The sequence below is a fragment of the Paenibacillus sp. MB22_1 genome, assembly GCF_047200555.1.
Lineage (GTDB): Bacteria > Bacillota > Bacilli > Paenibacillales > Paenibacillaceae > Fontibacillus > Fontibacillus phoenicis.
Map to the genome: position 1 here is coordinate 1,952,884 of NZ_JBLADV010000002.1, position 19,869 is coordinate 1,972,752.

General features: G+C 53.9%; 15 protein-coding genes, 1 tRNA gene, 1 pseudogene and 1 riboswitch. Of the genes and pseudogenes, 7 read left to right on the forward strand and 10 right to left on the reverse strand.

Annotation, left to right across the window (positions count from 1 at the left end; genetic code table 11):
- Positions 1-127 precede the first annotated feature (127 nt).
- The 3 genes from ACL02P_RS20775 to ACL02P_RS20785 form a co-directional block, all read right to left on the reverse strand.
- Complete coding sequence (locus tag ACL02P_RS20775; RefSeq protein WP_009224024.1) at positions 128-2,461, reverse strand: ribonucleoside-diphosphate reductase subunit alpha; 2,334 nt, start codon at positions 2,459-2,461, stop codon at positions 128-130.
- Positions 2,462-2,609: 148 nt separating this feature from the next.
- The gene (nrdG, locus tag ACL02P_RS20780) at positions 2,610-3,128 is read right to left on the reverse strand and encodes an anaerobic ribonucleoside-triphosphate reductase activating protein (protein ID WP_127576075.1); all 519 of its coding nucleotides are present in this window, start codon (positions 3,126-3,128) and stop codon (positions 2,610-2,612) included.
- A complete protein-coding gene (locus ACL02P_RS20785) occupies positions 3,125-5,041 on the reverse strand; it encodes an anaerobic ribonucleoside triphosphate reductase (protein ID WP_407673988.1) in 1,917 nt (638 codons plus the stop codon). Before ACL02P_RS20785 ends, nrdG begins: the two co-directional genes overlap by 4 nt.
- Positions 5,042-5,269: 228 nt before the next feature.
- A riboswitch (cobalamin riboswitch) is annotated at positions 5,270-5,524 on the reverse strand.
- A 323-nt stretch (positions 5,525-5,847) separates the two neighbouring features.
- Here ACL02P_RS20785 and ACL02P_RS20790 point away from each other — a divergent pair.
- The gene (locus ACL02P_RS20790; protein WP_009224027.1) at positions 5,848-6,147 is read left to right on the forward strand and encodes an MTH1187 family thiamine-binding protein; all 300 of its coding nucleotides are present in this window, start codon (positions 5,848-5,850) and stop codon (positions 6,145-6,147) included.
- A 71-nt stretch (positions 6,148-6,218) separates the two neighbouring features.
- Positions 6,219-6,291, forward strand: a tRNA-Thr gene (locus ACL02P_RS20795).
- 202 nt (positions 6,292-6,493) lie between these two features.
- On the opposite strand, the gene ACL02P_RS20800 is transcribed toward ACL02P_RS20795, so the two are convergent.
- Positions 6,494-7,096: a cupin domain-containing protein gene (locus tag ACL02P_RS20800; protein WP_412838010.1), complete on the reverse strand. Its 603-nt coding sequence runs from the start codon at positions 7,094-7,096 to the stop codon at positions 6,494-6,496.
- Between the two features lie 157 nt (positions 7,097-7,253).
- On the opposite strand from ACL02P_RS20800, the gene ACL02P_RS20805 reads away from it, so the two are divergent.
- Positions 7,254-7,673 (forward strand): hypothetical protein, encoded by a 420-nt coding sequence (locus ACL02P_RS20805; protein WP_009224029.1) that lies wholly within the window; start codon positions 7,254-7,256, stop codon positions 7,671-7,673.
- A 171-nt stretch (positions 7,674-7,844) separates the two neighbouring features.
- Here the strand turns inward: ACL02P_RS20805 and ACL02P_RS20810 are convergent, their stop codons facing one another.
- Both ACL02P_RS20810 and ACL02P_RS20815 read right to left on the reverse strand, forming a co-directional pair.
- Positions 7,845-8,135 carry a hypothetical protein gene (locus ACL02P_RS20810; RefSeq protein WP_232282236.1) on the reverse strand — a complete coding sequence of 97 codons (291 nt, stop codon included), beginning with the start codon at positions 8,133-8,135 and terminating at the stop codon, positions 7,845-7,847.
- Positions 8,136-8,144: 9 nt separating this feature from the next.
- Positions 8,145-8,387: pseudogene (locus tag ACL02P_RS20815) on the reverse strand (spore germination protein); the annotation flags it as partial.
- 426 nt (positions 8,388-8,813) lie between these two features.
- Between ACL02P_RS20815 and ACL02P_RS20820 the strand changes: the two are divergent.
- The 4 genes from ACL02P_RS20820 to ACL02P_RS20835 all read left to right on the forward strand — a co-directional run bounded on the left by ACL02P_RS20820 (position 8,814) and on the right by ACL02P_RS20835 (position 14,383).
- Entirely contained in the window at positions 8,814-9,614 is an 801-nt protein-coding gene (locus ACL02P_RS20820) for an energy-coupling factor transporter transmembrane component T family protein (RefSeq protein WP_412838011.1), read from the forward strand.
- A 101-nt stretch (positions 9,615-9,715) separates the two neighbouring features.
- Positions 9,716-11,803 carry a peptidase U32 family protein gene (locus ACL02P_RS20825; RefSeq protein WP_412838012.1) on the forward strand — a complete coding sequence of 696 codons (2,088 nt, stop codon included), beginning with the start codon at positions 9,716-9,718 and terminating at the stop codon, positions 11,801-11,803.
- A 49-nt stretch (positions 11,804-11,852) separates the two neighbouring features.
- On the forward strand, positions 11,853-13,136 hold the full coding sequence (locus ACL02P_RS20830; protein WP_323078937.1) for an aspartate aminotransferase family protein: 1,284 nt from the start codon (positions 11,853-11,855) through the stop codon (positions 13,134-13,136).
- Between the two features lie 374 nt (positions 13,137-13,510).
- A complete protein-coding gene (locus tag ACL02P_RS20835) occupies positions 13,511-14,383 on the forward strand; it encodes a UbiA-like polyprenyltransferase (protein WP_009224038.1) in 873 nt (290 codons plus the stop codon).
- Between the two features lie 461 nt (positions 14,384-14,844).
- On the opposite strand, the gene ACL02P_RS20840 is transcribed toward ACL02P_RS20835, so the two are convergent.
- The 4 genes from ACL02P_RS20840 to ACL02P_RS20855 all read right to left on the reverse strand — a co-directional run bounded on the left by ACL02P_RS20840 (position 14,845) and on the right by ACL02P_RS20855 (position 19,436).
- Positions 14,845-15,825 (reverse strand): polyprenyl synthetase family protein, encoded by a 981-nt coding sequence (locus ACL02P_RS20840; protein WP_260071725.1) that lies wholly within the window; start codon positions 15,823-15,825, stop codon positions 14,845-14,847.
- A gap of 97 nt (positions 15,826-15,922) precedes the next feature.
- Positions 15,923-16,375: a hypothetical protein gene (locus ACL02P_RS20845; protein ID WP_009224041.1), complete on the reverse strand. Its 453-nt coding sequence runs from the start codon at positions 16,373-16,375 to the stop codon at positions 15,923-15,925.
- 233 nt (positions 16,376-16,608) lie between these two features.
- Positions 16,609-18,486, reverse strand: coding sequence for an NAD(P)/FAD-dependent oxidoreductase (locus ACL02P_RS20850; RefSeq protein ID WP_412838013.1), 1,878 nt, complete (start codon positions 18,484-18,486; stop codon positions 16,609-16,611).
- A 41-nt stretch (positions 18,487-18,527) separates the two neighbouring features.
- Entirely contained in the window at positions 18,528-19,436 is a 909-nt protein-coding gene (locus tag ACL02P_RS20855; protein ID WP_009224043.1) for an FMN-binding protein, read from the reverse strand.
- Between the last annotated feature and the right edge of the window lie 433 nt (positions 19,437-19,869).

Genomic DNA, 19,869 nt, shown 5'->3' on the forward strand with positions numbered 1-19,869 from the left:
ATAGGGGAGAGCGCGCAGGAGCGCCTCTTGCTCTCCCACGTTCTTCCCCTTTGCGGGAGACCAGAGGGCAGCAGGCCCTCGGGCGCCCTCCCTTACGGTAAGGGAGGGGTGGGGAGGGTTGAGTACCTCATGAGGCACAACTTTCGCACTCCTCAATCGTCAACGCCCGGCTCCGCACATAATACGTCGACTTCAACCCGGCCTTCCAAGCATGCAGATGCAGGTCAAGGAAGTCAGTAGCCCGGATGTCCGGCCGCACGTACAGGTTGAAGCTTTGGCCTTGGTCGACGTGGCGCTGGCGCGCGCCAGCCATTTCGATCGACCAATGCTGGTCGATCAGGAACGCGGTCTTGTAGTACCAGATCGTTTTTTCGGACAGGTCCGGTGCCGGGTTGGCGATTTTGTACGTCGTCTTCTCCTCATACGAAAGCAGCTCGTACAACGGATCGATGCTGGCGGTCGAGCCGGCGATGATCGAGGTTGATCCGTTGGGGGCGATCGCGAACATCCAGGCGTTGCGAACGCCGTTCTCGCGCACTTCCTTCTGCAGCTCACGCCATTGCTCGGTCGTCACGTATTTGCCTTCGCGCGTGCCGTCAACGTAACCGCGGGACTCGAAGTACTGCCCCGTTTCCCAGTCAGAGCCGGCAAACTTCGGATATTTGCCTTTTTCCTTGGCGAGCTCCATGCTGGATTTGATCAGCAGGTAGTTGATCTTTTCATAAAGCGCGTCGTTGTATTCAACCGCCTCCTGGGATTCCCAACGGATGCCTTCGAGCGCCAGCAGATGGTGCAGGCCAAATGTGCCAAGTCCGATCGCCCGATATTGGCTGTTCGTATACTGCGCTTGCAGCACTTCGATATTGTTGATATCGATCACGTTATCGAGCATCCGCGTCTGAATCGGCACCAGCCGCTCCAGCACGCCGGCCGGCACCGCGCGGGCCAGATGGATCGAGTTCAGGTTGCAGACGACGAAATCGCCAGGGATTTTGGACACGACGATCCGGGTTTGTCCGTCCTTCGTCACCAGTTCCTCTTGCTCGACGACGGTCGGCGATTGATTTTGCATAATCTCCGTACACAGGTTGGACGAGTAAATCATCCCATGCGCCCGGTTCGGGTTCGCCCGGTTTACCGTATCGCGATAGAACATGTAGGGCGTGCCGGTCTCCAGCTGCGATTTCATGATTCGCTTCATGATATCGATCGCCGGCATCGTGATGCGCGACAGGGTAGGGTGGGCAACGGCTTCGGCGTATTTTTCACGGAAGCTGCCTTTCCCAAGCTCCTCATCATAGAAATCCTCCAGCCCCAATGGGCGGCCGTTCTCATCCTTCCAGCCCATCGTTTTCTTCACTTCGTGCGGGCAGAACAGATGCCATTCCCCGCGGGCCTCCACCGCCTCCATGAACAGGTCAGGCAGGCACACGCCGTGGAAGACGTCATGCGCGCGCATCCGCTCATCGCCGTTGTTCAGCTTCAGATCGAGGAAGGCAAGAATATCTTTGTGAAAAACGTCCAAATAAACCGCGATCGCACCTTTACGCGTTCCGAGCTGGTCGACGCTGACGGCGGTGTTGTTCAGCTGGCGAATCCAGGGAATCACGCCGGAGCTGGTGTTCTTGTGGCCGCGGATGTCCGAGCCGCGCGCGCGGACCTTACCGAGGTAAACGCCGATGCCGCCGCCCATTTTGCTCAAGCGGGCTACATCCGTATTGGAGTCGAAGATACCCTCAAGGGAATCGTCGACAGTATCGATGAAGCAGCTGGAGAGCTGGCCGGCTACTTTTTTACCGGCATTGGACATCGTTGGCGTCGCCGCAGTCATATAAAGGTTGCTCATCGCCCAATACGCTTCCTTCACCAGCTCCAGACGCTTCTCTTCCGGCTCCTTATGCATCAGGTACATGGCGATGACCATGTAGCGCTCCTGCGGCAGCTCCATCGTCCGTCCGTCGAAGTCGGTGGCCAGGTAACGCTCCGTCAGCGTGAGCAGGCCGATGTAGTCGAACAGCAGGTCGCAGGACGGGTCAATCGTGCGGCCCAGCTCTTCAATCTGCTCCTTCGTATAGCACTCCAGCAGCTCCTCGCGGTAAATGCCCAGCTGGCAGAGCTCGGTGATCAGGTGATAGAACGAGCCGTAAGGCTCTTCCGGGTAGGCTTTGTAGCGACGATTGACGGCCGCTTTTTTGTACAGGGAAGTGAGCAGGGAGCGGGCCGCTGCATATTTCCAATCGGGCTCATCTTTGCTGACGAGCTCCAGTGCGGACATCGTAAACGCGTTGCTAATTTCTTCACCGGTCACCACATCCCGGCGCAGCTTTGCATTGACGCCGCGCAGCAGGCGCTCTTTATCGACGTTATGTAATCCTTGCAAAATTCGGTCAGCATAGACGCCAAGGCGTGCGCTGTCAAACGCAAGCTGTCGGTTATTTGGTTTTGTCACTAGAGTAGGCATGAGATAAATCCTCACTTTCCATATATTAAGGTAGGATGAAGGCTGCAGATGGGTGGTGGTACCCCGAATCTTGAATGTTCAAATTGCAGATAATCAGTGAAAAAAGGGGCGCAATCAAGTTGCGCTCAGGATCAATAAGATCAATCAGCTAAAAAGAGAACAGGGGCTCCCATAACACGGCTTGTCCCTGCCGCAGGCTTTGTTGAATATCGATCAGCCGTTGATTGGAGCTGCCGCGATAGAGCAGGGAAGGATCGCGAAGCTCCTCAACGAACCTTCCGTCGACCAGCACCTCGCAACGCCGCAACAGTTCATATTCGGGGGAGCCGGGGCGTTCGATTAATTCTTCCAACGTATAACCGGTGTAAATCCAGATGGATATTGGCCCGGTTTCCGCCACAAGCCGGTCGATAAAACCGCAGACCTCAGCAGCGGAGAAAAAAGGATCACCGCCAAGGATCGTGAGTCCGCTGAGCAACGGATTATGTTTAATGTCATAAATAATTTCTGCTTCCCGCTCCAAAGTGAGCGGTTCCCCGTAATCGAAGCTCCAGGTTTTTGGGCTGAAGCAGCCTTTGCAATAATGGCGGCATCCGCTGATGAAGATCGCTGCTCTCAAGCCGGGCCCTTCATTAATGGATTCCGGGTAGTACCCGCAAATGTTCATGCGTCGTGTTTCACCCGGTCGCGAACCTCCGCTTGTTTAGCGGGGTTGAACCGTGTCTGGTAGTCGCCGGTCAGATAACCGGTCACCCGGCGCAAACGGCGAATATGCACTTCGCTCTCATGGCTGCCGCAGGAGGGGCAGCTTGCCCCAATGATCCCTTCAAAGCCGCAGGCCGAGCAGCGGTCGATCGGATGGTTGATGCTAAAATAGCTGACCTGCTGCTGCAGGGCGTATTGCACGATTTTGACGAATGCTTCCGGATTGTTGCGGGCATTGCCGTTAAGCTCGATATAAGAGATGGCTCCGGCGTTGCACAGCCCGTGGAATTTGGCTTCCAGCTCGATTTTTCGTGCCGCACTGATGTTGTAGTAGACCGGGATATGGAACGAATTCGTGTAATACTCGCGGTCCAAAATCCCGGGCAGCGGGCCGTAGACCGCACGGTCGCGTTTGGTGAACTTGCCGGACAGCCCCTCCGCCGGGGTCGCAAACAACGTGATATTGAGATTGTGAATTTCGCTTTGGCCGTCACAATAGTCGCGCATGTAGGCGATCAGGTCGTAAGCTTTCTGATACACGGCTTCATCTTCGCCGTGATGCTTCCCGTACATCGCCTTCATGCATTCGGCCAGCCCGATGAACCCGATGGACAAGCTGCCGTGCTTCAGCAATTCGCCGACCTGATCATCCGGCGCCAGCTGCTCACCGCCTTCCCAGACGCCTTCCCGCATCATGAAATCGGAAGCCTTCGCTTTTTGGGAGGCCTGAATCGAGAAGCGATGCAGCAATCCCTCCAGGGCGATATTCATATAGTGAGTCAGCTCGCGGTAGAAGCCGCGTTCGTCGGGCTCTTTGCGGTGTCCCAACGCGATGCCGTACTTCAAGCCTAGCTTGACCAGGTTCAGCGTATTAAAGGAAAGGTTGCCTTTGCCAGACAGACGATTGCGGCCGAACCGGTCAGCCAGCACCCGGGTGCGGCAGCCCATTGTCGCAAATTCCGTATCCGGATCCGTTGGATCGTAGTACATCAGATTCAGCGGAGCATCCAGGTTGGCGAAGTTGGGATAAAGCCGTTTGGCCGAGCATTCCGCCGCTTTCAGAAATAGGGAGTAGTTAGGTTCCCCCGGATTCTGGTTGACGCCTTGTTTACATTTAAAAATCTGAATCGGGAAAATCGGCGTTTCCCCATGGCCCAGCCCGCGCATCGTGGCCGTGAGCAGGGAGTCGATGACCAGTTGTCCTTCCGGTGAGGTACATGTGCCGTAATTGATGCTGGTGAACGGGATTTGCCCGCCGGCCCGGCTCGACATCGTATTCAGATTATGAATCAGGCTTTCGGCCGCCTGGAACGTCTCGCTTTTGGTTTCCTTGAGCGCATAGTTAAAAGCCTTGGGATACTGATCCCGCAGGTCACTGCGGCTCATCGTGATGTCGCCCAAATCAGCGTTCGCATCGCCTTCTTCAAAATAATCCAGCCCTTTGCGGAAGTACTTGGCGAACGATTTGGCTACGTACGGGGCGAGATCGAAGTCCAGCTTGTTCGCGGACACACCGCCGAATTGGGAGTTTTGCTGGGATTGGAAAATGATCGCTACCAGCGCCATCGCCGTCATGATGGAAGTTGGCGGGCGTACGCTGCCGTTGCCGGTGTTGAAGCCTTTGCGCAGCAGTTTGTCAAACGGGATAAAAATACAGTTCGTTGTGCCGAGGGCGTACTGATCCAAGTCGTGAACATAAACGATGTTATCCTGAATGGCCTGTACCAAGCGAGTTGGCAGTACGAAATGGCTTGCATACCATTTGGAATACTCGCTGCCGAATTTGCTCATCTTGCCGGAGAAGCTCTCTCCATTTAAATTGGCGTTCTCGCGCAGCACCTCAAGATTGCGGCTCTGGACGATTTCCTCGCCCATCCGAATCACTTCATCCAGCAAGGTGTCCCGGCCGGTATACGTCTGGCTTACCCATGCCATAACACACTTCTCCTCCCTGTAAACCGAGCTTTGGTTCAAAATAAAAGAGCATGTCCAACCAACGAGGTAGACATGCCCGAATGCACTGCAAAAAAGTGGACAGACCAAATCAAGGCCCCAACATTTCGGCGGCAAGCGGACACCATCCCTGATCCTCGCAGGTTTTCCGTCGGTGTCTTTCAAACGGGCAGGTCTCCTGGCTTTCGGAACGTTGCTGACGCCTTCCCGCAGCTCATCAAGCATTAAGCTGTAGTGGCATATCGTCAGTCGAACGGCTGGGTCTTCAAGACGATGTAGGCGAACGCCTCGTCTTTAGTACCAAGCTACCGATTACAGTGGCGGGACCGCAGCGGACTTGCACCGCACTTCCCTTTTAAGCTCCGGCGGCTTGTCCGCCGGATCACCCGTTCACACTATATTTTGTTGCGTTGATCTAAGGATAGCCCAAGATATTGTGTTTGTAAATGGGATTTTCCCATTGAAAGCAGACTGAAAATCACGTGAAAATCTCCGGTCCGCGCAACGATGCGGAGAGTGGGGGACAGAAGAAAATTGTGAACATTTATAAATGGGACTGGAGGACTAGATCGGGTTTTACAGAGTGTGTGAGTTTTGGGGACGGTAAGGATATTAGCAGACGGGTTCGGTTGATCTTAGAGAGGAGAGTTGGTTAGAATATACCTGTAGGACGAAAACCAGCTCAGGGATTTGATTCAAACCATTACCAGGAAAGAAGGGAGCCGATTATGGCTATCGCCGAAGTTACCGTTATTCCGATCGGGACGGGGAGCACCAGCCTCAGCGCTTATGTGGCCGAGTTGCATCGGGTGTTGGAGAAGCAGAAGGGCATTACCTTTACCCTCACCTCCATGAGCACGATTATTGAAGGATCGTTAGATGATGTGTTTACTGCGATTCGCGCGATTCACGAAGCGCCGTTCCAATCCGGTGCCGGCCGCGTATCAACCTCGATCAAGATCGATGATCGCCGCGACAAAGCCAGCTCCTCCGAACAGAAGCTGCGCTCTGTGCGCGAGAAACTATAATTTCTTGAAATTGGTGCTTGCATTATTTTTAAAACTCGGTATAATAAATTTTGTTCGCTAAAAACGAACCTGCTGGTGTAGCTCAGCTGGTAGAGCAACGCATTCGTAATGCGTGGGTCGGGGGTTCGAGTCCCTTCACCAGCATCTGATATGCAAGCATAACGCGCCCTCCGAGGTTTTCGGGGGGCGTTTTTGAATTGTTGAAGGACCTTGTTCATCTTCCGAGTGACCTCTTGCTCTTCGCTTGTTAGTTCTTCTCCGTTTCTTTGTTTTCTCCATGCGCTTAGCACTAAATTGTGACCGCAAATAGGGAGGTTTGCTGAAACCTCCCTGTTCCTTGGTGCGCTTACTCTTGCTCCATCGCATCCCTTTTTGTCCGATGCACCGTGCCAAACGGATGGTGCGGCGGGGCATAAATGACATACACCTTCAGCGGCTCGTTGCCGGTGTTGATGATGTTGTGCCACGTGCCGGCGGGGATGAAGACCGCGTCGTCTTCACGGATGTTTCGTACGAAGGTGAGGTGATCCGCTCGATCGCCCATTTGCGCAACGCCTCGACCCTCTTCCACGCGTACAAATTGGTCCGTGTTCGGATGGATCTCCAAGCCGATATCCTCACCGACCGGAATGCTCATCAAAGTGACCTGGAAATGCTTGCCGGTCCAGAGAGCGGTCCGGAAGTTCCGGTTATGCTCGGCGGCATCGCTAATATTAATCACAAACGGCTTTTGCCCGTAATCTTGAAGCGGCTGCCGGTTCCAAGCGTCGTCTTGCGAAGGAGACGGTGCGTATTCAGGATAGATCGGGCTGGGCTCGATATAGTCGGGATAGAGTGCGGGTTGAAATGCCTGCGGATATCCGTATACGAAGTAAGGTTGAGGATAGATGTAAGGATCATACGGAGCGGCGTACGACAAGCCGGGGTACGGTCCGGGAACATAACTCATGTTTGACATAACCTCCAGTTTTTTTATCCATCATATGCCTATTCCTTGCTCCTGTGCTTGTATGAAAATGAGTCAATTCTACTGATGCATTCATCTAAGAATCTTCTTTCTCTCTTACATAGAATAGAGCATACCTTAGTAAAGGGGAGAAGATGGTATGGCAAAAACGCTTTTGGATTACAACTCGACTGTTGTGACTCCGGTGACCAATGGTGTCAACATTCCGATTCCGGTTGTAGGGGGCGTGCAGATTGCAGCAGTTTCCGTATTCCTTGATCCGGCCGATCCGGCGTCCCTGACCAACCGTGTTGAGTTGAAGGCAACGATCGGCGTTGAAGCGCTGACCGATACGCCGAATATCCTGGTGCGCATCTGGAGAGCGGGCACCGAAATCTTTTATGGGTTAGTAGAGCTGGAGGATGCTTTCAACGACTGGGGTCTCATTAGCGTGCACATGGTTGAACACGCCCCGCTCGGAGTCCAAAACTATCAGCTGATCGTAGAAAATCAGGATAACAACAGCACGGCCAGAGTCGTAGGGCCGGTTGTCTTCACGGCTACCGCTATCGGCGGATAATCTCTTGATCATCAAAAATCCCCTCACGGTGCGACCGGAGGGGATTTTTTTAAGATATCAGAAAGTATAAACTTCGGGCGATTGGCATCCTGATATCGCAAGAAAAACTTCCGCTAAACGCGGTCTGTCTACTTTGAATGTACGTCGATAGACGTTTTTTTATCGTGAACTTTATCTGAGGGTATTGATGCGATCCGTTTTGAGATTACCTTCGTTTTGGATCGTTGTTTTTACCACCAAGTCCATTCTAAGACGGGGAAAATACTCCGACCGCCAATGAGCGAGCTTCTCCCTCGGGATTTTGGTCCGGAGTTCCCCCGTGTTTGCAAGATCGACACCTTCGGATTGATCTGGCTGCGCATGTACGTCGCCCCGATGCCTGATGTTCGTCGGGAAGATAAAGAAAATGATCCCGATGTGAATCAGGATATTTACGATCATGACCTGTAGACTTTTATCCACTCGAATCATCCTTTGGTTTCGGATCAGATACATGAAGGGGGGCGAGTAATTCCGGTCATTTTCCATCATGAAGATATCGCTGATCAGAGCTGGCAAAATGATGGAAAACGGTAACCGGTCCATAAAGAGAAGGAGACGGCCTTGTCTGAGCGCATGGGCAGCTTCAACCGGCAGCTCGGTCGTGTAGAATTTGGGTAAGGCATACCAAGGCTGGAAGCCAAGCGATTTGGAGAGCCGTTGTAAATTATAGATTTCCTGGTGTTTGTTCGCTAAGACTGCAGATTCGCAAAGACAGCCTTATTCTAAGCAAAACAGGCACTGGCTATGCGCGCCAATGCCTGCTTCGTATTGTTATCCAAGCCTTCATGTACACGTGAAGACCGGCCTTCTGTCCCTGCTCCGACTACAACAAACTGCCTATTTCTAAAACAACAAAAGCCCTACCTCTCATTTGTCCTTGCGGCTCCGATGACCGCGCCAGTGTGAATCAGAAAAACGTCCAATTTCTTACTTTGATTGGGTCATTCAAATAAGGAATTTCATACCGAACGGTATAAGGAGAGTTATAATCTTGTGAGGAACTGCAACGTGGTTATAACAACTAATTGTCCGTGGACCGGCCCGTTCCGGCTCGGCCGCCGATTCTATCCGGCACTTCCGGGGAAGGAGGCAGCGGGCATGCGGAATAAGCTGCTGTTTGGGCGCAGTATTGATACCGGCTCTTGGGTGCACGCTGTAGATCCTCGGGCCAAGCTGGCCGGGATGGTGCTGTATCTTGTTGCGATCGTGGCGGTAGGCTCTTGGCCCGCCTTGGCCGTGGCTGCGGTGTTTTCGATCGGCTATATGCTGTCGACCAAGATCCCGCTGAAATATTACCTGAAGGCGGCCAAACCGCTGTGGGTACTGATGGTGTTTATCTTCGTTGTTCAGTGCTTGACGGTGGAGTCGGGGGAGGCGATCTGGCGCATCGGCTCCTGGACCCTATACAGCGGCGGAGTCAGCAGCGGATTCATCGCCGCCTCCCGTATGGGGTTGTTGGTGTCATTCACCGCCATCCTGACGTTTACGACGACGCCGGGGGTGTTGAATCAAGGTTTGAGCGGTGTGCTTAAACCGCTGAAACGGATTGGCGTCTCGCCCGAGCAATTGACGCTGATGATGAGCATTGCGCTGCGCTTTATCCCCACGATTTTGGACGAAACGCACAAGATCCTCAAGGCACAGGCGTCGCGCGGTGCGGACCTGAAGGAGCTGCCGTGGAAGGAGAAGGGGCGCATGCTGGTCTCCCTTCTCGTACCGGTTACGGTCAGCGCCTTCCGCCGGGCTGAAGAGCTTGTGTTGTCCATGGAGTCCCGGGGCTACACGCTTGGCGCACCGCGTTCGGAATACCACCTGCTGGTCTGGAAAGGCCGGGACACTTGGTTTGTGTTGTCCTATGTGGTCCTGGCTGCAGCGGTTGTGGTTTATCGGTTGGTTTGAACCGCCAATGCAAAATTCTCCGCGAGTAAATTCATGTAGATAGAGTTTGATGGGATAGGTTGATAGGTTGGACATTTAAATCATGTGAGGGGGAAACGGCTGTGGCACGTTTTTTTAATGGGAAAGAAGTTGAGCTGCTTGCGCCTGCGGGGACGTTCGAAATTTTCAAACAAGTCATTGTAGAGAATTGTGATGCGGTTTATTTCGGAGGGCCTAACCTGAATATGCGCCTGATGCGCAAAGGATTTAATTTTAGCCTGGAGGAAATTACGGAGGCAGTCCAGATTGCACACGGGCTTGGCAAAAAAGTGTACGTCACCGTCAACAATTTGCTGAACGAAGGCGAGTTGGACGAGGCGCGGGCATATTTGCGTTTCCTGGAATCGGCGGGACCGGATGCCATCATTGTGCAGGATTTTGCTGTGTTGTCGCTGATCCGGGAGATGAACCTGAAGCTAAACGTGCATTCCTCCGTCATGATGAACGTGCATAACGTGGAGATGGTTCGCGCTTTACAGGAGCTCGGGGTCACTCGTGTCGTCACTTCGCGGGAAATGGATCTCATGACGACCCGCTATCTTCAACAAGCGACCGGCATGGAGTTGGAGTACTTTGTGCATGGGGATATGTGCTCGGTGCACGGGGCGAACTGTTATTTCAGCTCTGCGGTATTCGGGATGAGCAGTAACCGGGGGAAATGCCTGAAGCCATGCCGCTGGGATTATCGTGTGAAAAAAGACGGCAACATCTATCCGGCGGAATACCCGCTGGCGGTCAAAGACATGTTCATGTACGAACATATCCCAGAGCTGATCCACGGCGGCATCACTTCCTTCAAAATCGAAGGCCGCATGCGGGATGCCGCGTTCGTGGTAATGCTCGTGAAGGCGTATGGCGATGCGATCGACCGTTATATTAACGATCCGGTGGGCTTTGAACGCAGCCGGGATACGAAATTGCTTTACGATAACCGCAAGCGTGATTTTTCAACGGGATATGCGTTTGGCCGTCCGGGATTGTCCAACATCAACCGGCGTTACGAAGGAACGGGGAAATTTTATAGCACGGGCAAAGTGTTTAGTACGCCAACGGAGGAGCGGGAGCTCAGCGACAAACGCGTTGCGGTGATTCGCGAGACGCTGGCGGCGGTGGGGAAAGAGAAGGGTACGGTGCAGGAGAATCACGCGGCTCCTGGCGTCTCCGTGCATGTGAATAACATGGCTCAAGCCAAAGCCGCGCTGGAAGCGGGAGCCGACCATATTTATCTCTCCGGCGACGTATTTGAACCGGATCGTCCGTTTACGAAGGAGGACGTGAAAGAGCTGGCGGCATTAAAAGGGAACGCCAAGCTAGTTCTGTGCCTGCCGCGGATGATGACGGAGCTGCATTTTGAGATGTATGACGGCTTGCTGTCGAGCGAACGGTTGCCGATCGACGGCTTGATGGTGACGAATCTGGGGGCGATCCGAAAATTTGCCGACAAGGGTTACCCGCTGGTGGGGGATTTCAATCTGAACGTATACAATCAGCTGGCAGCTGAGTTTTATCGGGGGCGTGGCGTTAGCCGGCTTACGGCATCCATGGAGCTGCCGCTGAAGGACCTGGCAGCGCTACTGGCACATGCCCCAGGGCCGCTGGAGGCTATCGTTCACGGTACACCGGCAATCATGTACATGGAGCATGACTTGTACGAAAACGCTGAAGTGTTCCAAGCCATCGGCGAGGAAGACAATCACTACGTGGATAACAGCATTTTGGTGTTAAAAACCGATAAAGGCGAAAACCCGGTTTACCGGGACGTTCATGGTCGCAACCATCTGATGTTGGCCAAAGAAATCTGTTTGCTGCCCGCGGTGAAGGAATTGCTGGCGGCGGGTCTATCTGTCTTCCGCATCGAAGGGGCGACCTACCGTCCAGAGCAGCTGGCCGAGATCGTGCGCACCTATAAGGCGGCGCTGGCTAACCCTGCGGCAGCCGGAGAGTTGTTTGCCGCGATGAAGCCCGTTTATGCCGGCTATACGCTGGGGGCGTTGCAGTTTGACGGCGGGAGTGCCAGCGGGGCTGCGGGCGCAGGGGTGACAGGAGCAGAGATGGCAGGAGCAGAGGCGTCGGCCCTGAACAACGAAGGCAACGGCGTCAAAGAGGAGGCCGCCGAAGCGCAGGCGGAAGTGGCGGCAGGAGTGAAGTAGGAGCGGGAGTAGGAGTGCAAGCCTAATCGGGGAAAGGAAGCGAATGAACATGTCAAAATATATCGGACCGGACGAAGTGTTAAAGAAACGGCAGCAATATTTTTATCCTTGCACCAGCCATTTCTATCGAAATCCGCCGCAGTTGGTGAAGGGGGAGATGCAGTATTTGTACGGTCATGACGGGAAGCGGTATACGGATTTTTTTGCCGGCGTATCCGTCGTGGCCAGCGGTCACTGCAATCCGGAAATTGCCGAACGGACGGCCGAGCAGCTGCGGATGCTGCAGCACACGTCCACGATCTATTTGACGCAGCCGAATGTGGATTTGGCGGAGCGGCTGGCGGACGTGCTGCCGGGGAACCTGCGCCGCACCTTCTTCGTGAACAGCGGCTCGGAGGCGAATGAAGGCGCCTTGCTGCTTGCCCGCATGCATACGGGGCGGCGGGGCTTCCTGGCGCTGGAGCAAGGTTTGCACGGCCGGACGTATTTGACAATGAGCGTGACCGGGCTGGCGATGTGGCGGACGGATCCACAGCTGGCGCATGACACGGATGTCACGTTTATCCCCCGGCCGTATGAGTACGGGCTTAGCGCCGACGAGGCGGCACGCCGCTCCATCGCCGCGCTGGAGGCAGCGCTGGCGGAGAAAGGCGGCGATATCGCGGCGATGATCGCCGAGCCGATCCAGGGGAACGCCGGCATCGTTGCGCCGACGGAGTGGTATTTCGCTGAAGTGAAGCGGCTGCTGGAGCAGCACGGCGTGCTGCTCATCGCCGATGAAATTCAGACCGGATTCGGCCGGACGGGCCGCATGTTCGCCGTGGACCGTTACGGCGTCACGCCGGACATCCTGACGATGGCCAAGGCGCTTGGCAGCGGCATCCCGGTGGCGGGCTTCGCCACCACGGACGAGATCGCTGCCAGCCTGAACCGGCCATCCGCCTCCACGTTCGGCGGCAACCCCGTCTCGTCCGTGACCGCGCTCGCGGTCCTGGACTACATCGAGGCGCATCGCCTGCCGGAGCGGGCCGAGCGCCTCGGTGAGCTGCTGCGCGGCGGCTTAACGCGCCTCGCCGCGCGGTTTCCGCAGCACGTCTCCGACGTGCGCGGCGCGGGGCTGATGCTCGGCGCGGAGCTATGCGCCGAGGAGCCCGCGCGCGGCGCGAAGCTCACCGACGACGTGCTGGAAGCGATGCTGGACCGCGGCTATATCATCGGCAAGAACGGCGTGAACCGCAACGTTCTGGCCTTCCAGCCGCCGCTGGTCATCGACGAGGCCGACGTGCGCGGCATGCTGGACGCGCTGGAGGCTTCGCTGGCGGAGCTGGTGTAACCCGTGCAGCTGGGCTAAGGTCCGCTAGGCGTGAACATGCGCGCCCGGCGGACCAGCGCAGCAGGCGTACCACCCGCCCGCCAGACGTAGACCCGTCTCATTAACGGTAAAAAGTACCTTTATTTTCGGCCCATCGGCCTGTTTCCATCAAAATAACGGTAAAAAGTATCCTTATTTTCCGGAATTTCTGTCAAAACGGACGCCAACCTCAAAATTAGCGGTACGAAATACCGCTATTTTGCCAAAAACCCCGGGTTACCGAAAAATAAAGGTCGTTTTTACCGTTATTTGAAACCAGAAAGAGTGACGGGGCGCCCCAATATAAATAATCCACGTTATGACCCGTGTTTTTAGGATGAGGAGAGTGACTATCCATGGAAATAGCCCGCAAAATCGGCACCAAAATCCGGTTGTACAGCGAATTGGTGATGTTTTCGCACACGTTGTTTTCGCTGCCTTTTGCCATCATCTCAATGGTTTGGGCGGCGGAGGGGTTTCCTTCGTGGCGCGTGATGCTGTGGGGATTGATCGCCTTGATCGGCGCCCGGAACGGGGCCAACGCCTTTAACCGCGTCGTCGACCGCGTCTTTGACGCGCAAAATCCGCGCACCGCGCATCGCCACCTGCCGCAAAAGCTGCTGGACGCCAAGGAGGTGCTGGTGTTCGTTGCGGTCAACTATGCGATCTTCATTTTCGCTGCAGGGATGCTGAATACGTTGTGCCTGATCTTGTCACCGGTGGCGATTTTCCTGATCTCTTCCTATTCTTATACCAAACGGTTTACGTACCTGAGCCATCTGTACCTTGGCTTTACGATCGCTTCGGCTCCCATCGGCGCCTGGTTTGCGGTTACCGGTCAATTCGCCTTTACGCCGTTTGTCCTCGGCACTGTGGTGATGCTGTGGATCGCTGGGTTTGACATTATCTACGGCTCGCAGGATATCGAATTTGACCGCAATCACGGACTTTGGTCGATTCCTAGCGCGTTTGGTCTCAAGAACGGTCTGCGTATCGCAGCTGGCCTGCACGCGATTATGGTGCTGCTGCTGATTGCCTTAATCCCGATCCGCCACCTGAGCTGGCTTTATATCACGGGAATCATCATCGCCATCCTGCTGCTAATGACCGAACACAAAATTATCAAACCGTCCAACCGGAAGCGGATGAACGTGGCTTCGTACAATTTGAACCAGGTCATCAGCATGGTGATCCTGTTCTTTACACTCGGCGATTACTTTCTGTTGTAAACGGCTGCTGAGCCGTACAGAATAACACCCCCACCCAGACTTACATGGGTGGGGGTGTTGGCGTATATCAAAAAAATCCCTATGCGGGACCGAGTCGGCAAGGGATTGTATCACCAGAAACGTATGTTCGATTCGTGGCACATCTCATATAAGATGGCCTGTATTCGATTTTCATATTATTACTATAAAACATCGGTGAATAAGAATATAAGTCTATATTTCTGGGATGCCAATTTAAAAGTCAGGTTGTTCGGAGAAGCGCTATTCAACATGTTGTATTGGATGTACTTCCCGTTTATAGCCATCTATTTCGAAGAGGCGTTGCGCAACCACGCTGCCGGCTTACTATTAGCGCTGCCGCCGCTCTTCAGTATGCTGGGGAACCTGGTGGGAGGGGCTGTCTACAGGCCGGCGAGTTCAGCGATGGTCAAGATAACCTTCCTTTAGGTTCGTGCTTTATTTTATTTCTCCCGCCCGCCAAAATACTCCAGCAACGCCTGCAGATCCCGGTGCGCCGGGTAATTGCTCAGCCGGTTGATGATGTCCTGCGCTTCATCGAGATACTGACGGCTGAGCGCCTCGGTTTTCTCCAGCGCGCCGCTGGCTTGAATCGCCGCGACGACGGCGTCTACCTCTTCGGCAGGGCTGTCTGCCGAAATGGCCCGGATCGCCGGGGCTAGGGTTTCGTCCTGCAACGCGAACAGGACAGGCAAGGTCACCTGGCCGCTGCGCAGATCGCTGCCGGCCGGCTTGCCGAGCTTCTCCGCCGATTGGGTGTAGTCGAGCACGTCGTCGCGGATCTGGAACGACATGCCGAGCTTTTCGCCAAAGCTATACAGCAGCTCGGCCGTTTCCGTATCCGCGCCAGCGGCTTTGGCGCCGATTTGCAGGCATGTGGCCATCAGTTGTGCGGTTTTGTTCTTCGATTTCTCCAAGTATTCGTCGATCGTCACATCATAGTCGAACAGGTGAGAAAGCTGCTGATACTCTCCGAGACACAGCTTGGTTGTGGCCAGGGAGGAGAGGTCGTAGACGAATTTCTCCCGTTCCGCCGAATAGACGGAGATCAGCTCGATGACCCTCGCCGACATATAATTGCCCACATGCAGCGCGCCGCTCACGCCCAGCTTGATATGCATGGCTTTTTGGCCGCGCCGCATTGGGGAATCATCGATAATATCGTCATGAATCAGAGAAGCAGCGTGAATGAATTCTGCGGCGGCGGCGAGCCGCCAGACCTTCTTCTCATCGGGATCAGGGCCGAAGCGGCTGCCGACGATAACCATCAAGGGGCGAATCCGTTTGCCGCCGGAACGAATCAACTCGACGATTGCTTTGGCCAATTGGGAGGAACGAGGGACGTCGCGATCATATTTGACCATGTTCTCAAGTTCCCGATCGACGGTTCTTAAGGGGATGTTCAGTGTTTCCTCAAGCTTCATGTCGCTTCCCTCCTAAACTTGGGCTGGCAGTCGTAGACGCAGGTGCCGAGTGCGTCGGGGGGCATCAGATCCTCGAACACTCTCAATCCACCGCCGTCTACATCGCCTTGCTGGCGGTGCTGCGGTTGTTGTCTAGCTGCAGGAACCGTTCCCAGGCTTTGAGCAAGCGCTCGTCTTCAGGACGGCCTTCGACGCGTTTGATTTGCAGTTGTTTAATGATGGGAGCGAGATGCCCGAGCAGATCGAATTCTTCCCACTTCAGGCAAAGCTCGACGTAAAAGCTGTATAGATAGTCGCCATCCAACACTTTGCGGGTTAACGTTTCGCCGGGGGCGAGGGAGCCGCATTCGCTATGACGTTGAAGGGCGAGCTTGATTGCGATGTAAATGGATAACAGACGGCATTGGCGAACCTGCGGCATGTCGTATTGCTCCAGCAAGGTTGCCAGTGTTGCCGCTTCTGGATAGGGTAAATCCACAATAATGCCGGCTTCGGGCGATAATTCGCCCTGCAATAAGCGATAAGCGTCTTGGATAAGCTTCGGATTCATAAGGACACACACTCCTTAAAGAGGTAGTTCAAAAAAGTCATCATTGATCACGAACCAACAAGAGGCAGCGTATCCGGTGCTGAATCCTGACTTTTTTGAACCTTCGCCTAAATGAAGGCAGGCTTGCAGGGGATCCTCACACCGATGTCGGCAAAAGGATAAAAATGAGAGTAATGTACGCCTGAGGGCGCACATTACTCCAGTTCAAGTTGCATAAAGAGCTGCGATTGTGATTATTCCGTGTATAAGTACCATCTTCGTACGAACGGGATTCGTTTCCATTGTTTCTTGAGCCAAGGAAGCACATAGTAATCCAGGCCAAACGTGCTGCCCGATCCGCCGATCAATGCGACGCCTGCGGTCATGTACCACAGCATTTCCGTCGAGGCCATGCTGGAAGACCAGATCATGACGCCGAGAGCGACGGTGGCTGCCGAAGCGACAGCGGTGAACAGGCCAACGATGATCATGATGCCAAGGGCGATTTCTGCAAACACCATAAAGAACTGGAACACAGTTGCTAGAGCGGTATATCCGCCATCCGAAGTGTAGAAGAAGACATCCATAAACCAGCTGACGATGCTCTTGATAAATCCAGGTACCGGCAAAGCCGTAACTGCGGTCGAGGCGCTTTCTACGGCTGAAGCTGCCGCTTGGGCATCGACGGTCTTCGTCACTTCACTAGCTGCCTCACTGGCTGCCGACACAACGTCAGCTTTCGGAGAAGCAGGGATAAGGAAGATGTTCGAAGGGTCTTTCCAAACCTTCGGAAGCTTATCGAGACCTTCTTCCAGCCACTTGTAGCCTACGAAAATCCGCAGCGGCAGGAGCCAGAAGTTCGGCGAACGCTTCGCAAAATGACCGCCGACGAAGCTTCTGCGATTGTTCACGTGGAAGAATTCATGCATCATATAAGTCCATACTTTCGCAAAACCAGCCACGGTGAACAGGTAATACATATTGATTAAGTGCTTGCAGAACATGGCCATGAAGCCGCTCATCATGAACATTTTGTTTGGCAATCCGACATTCGCTACGCCGTAGCGGCTGCCGATGCAGACCATCGTTCCGTGGAAGCCCGGTTTATAGGACTTCTTCGGCTTGCCGTGAACGTCCGCATAAATGTTATGAGCGATGAGTGGACCCGCTTGTTCGGCGTTCTCAACCATCTGCGGTACCGGACGGGTTTCGCCTTCCGGGATGAAGAAGATGTTGTCGCCAACGATATAGACGTTCTCGTGATCGACGCTTTGCAGCTTATCGTTGGTGACGATCCGCTTGCGGCCTTCCTGCTTCACATCGAGCTTGCCAACGAGCTCGGAGCCTTCAACCCCGGCGGTCCAGACGATCGTATCCGCTTCGAGCTCTTTACCTTCGCCAAGCTGTACGCTGGTTGGGGTGACGCCAGTAATTTTAGCGCTCGTAATGATCTCTACGTTCATTTTGTGCAGACGTTTCGTCGCTTTTTCGATCAATTTATCCGGCAGGATCGGCAGGATTTTCGGAGCCATATCGGCGACGACCAGGCGAACCTCGCTCGGATCGATATAGAACTCTTTGCACAGCTCGTCGCGGAATTCGGCTAATTCGCCAACCAGTTCCACGCCGGTAAAGCCGGCGCCGACGACAACAAAGGACAGCATTTTGCGGCGTTTCACCGGATTGCTTACCTTCGCCGCTTCGCTGAACTTACGGCGCACTTGTTCTTTCAGACGTACGGCATCTTCATAGGACCACAGGGTCAAGGCATGCTCCTCAGCGCCTGGGATCCCGAAGAACGTTGGTTTACAGCCGGTACCGATGACGAGGTAATCGTATTTATAAGTGGCTCGCTCGGAACGAAGCTCTTTAGCGTTAAAATCGATGGCATCAATGGAATCGAGGACGACATCCACTTTTTGCCCGGCAAAAATCTTCTTTAGTTCAATCTTGACGGAATCCTCCGGCGCCCGGTTCGCTGCAACCTCATGCAGCTCCGTCAGCAGCGTGTGGTAGGGATTTCGGTCAATCAGCTGGATCTCCACATCTTTGTCTTTTTTGAACAGTTTGGCCAGATGCTTGGAAGTGACTACACCGCCATAACCGCCGCCCAGAACTACGATTTTCTTCAAGAGATTCACCTTCTCATTTTAGGGTGGATGGTAATATGGGTTTATTTCGCTTGCTCAAGTGCTTGGCTAACGAGCTCGAAATGCGGTTGCAGTGTAATCGTTGCCCCGGCGATCGCGTCCGTTTTGCCCTCTTCGTTAAATGTCACGGCGGCTGGATCTTGTTTTTCAATCAGGTAAGCTTCAGCTTTGGCCACTTCTTCATGCCATTCGGCTTGAGCACCGCCGGCCTTCATTCCATATTTGCCGTCGATCGAATATTGCTTCTTGTCTTCGCCTTTTTCGTTGACGCCGCTGAAGTTCACTTTGACGATCTTGCCGGCGGCGACCACAACGTCAACGGTATCTTTCCAACCGGAATGCTCGTCGAAGGCTGCTCCTTCGGCATGGTAAGTGCCGTCTTTGTACGGGCCAACCTCAACTGGACCAGCATTCAGCGCTTGCTCCGCCAAGTTAAAAAATTCACTTACATGCACGGACACACCCGCGATGGCATCCGTTTTGCCGTCATCCCCCAAGGTGATCGCTTTGGGATCTTGCTTTTCGATCAGGTATTGCTCAACCTTCTCGGCTTGTTCATGCCATTCCGAGGAAGCGCCGCCGGCTTTCATGCCGTACTTGCCTTCTTTGGAATAGGTCACTTTATCGACGGGGGCTTTTTCGCTCAGCGCATTCCACTTGGCTTCCGTGATTTTACCTCCGGCTACCGTCAGCGTCACGTAGGATTGCCATCCGGAATCTGCATCCACTTCACCTTGGGCGAAGTATACACCGTCTTGGTATTTGCCTTGCTCTGCAGCCGTGTTATCAGCTCCTGCATTGGTTTCATTAGCGGCAGAAGTGTTGTTTGCAGGTTGCGCAGAGTTTGCGCCGTTAGCATCATTGTCCGATCCACAGCCGGCCAAGAGACCTAACAACAGCGCACTGCTCAGGATAATTGAAGCTTTTTTCATGATTGAGACCTCCAGTGAATGAAAATATATATATATTAAAATGTGAAGACATTTTAATAACGGATATCAGGTGGGGGACCCTTGAAAAAGGCTGATTTGACGAGGGGTTCGGGAGTCCCGAAACCTTTGTTCGATGGCATTTTAGCATATAAAAATAGGGCTTAATGTGAAATTTATCACATGTAGTGTGATCTAAAACAACTGCTCCAAGCGGCGGAAGCAGTACTACGTAAGGGAATGTCGTGTTCAAAGAATTGCCCAATTTTTAAAATATATATTTTTAAAAGATGGGTCGGCGAGAAGAGCGACGAATCTCCTGTACCGAAAAGAGGGCATACAAACCAAAAGTTCCAAACGTTTTATGAAAATAGTCATGACTCTAACCGATATAAAAAGAAGCGGGCATGCCCGGAAAAACGCGAGACGGAAAGAA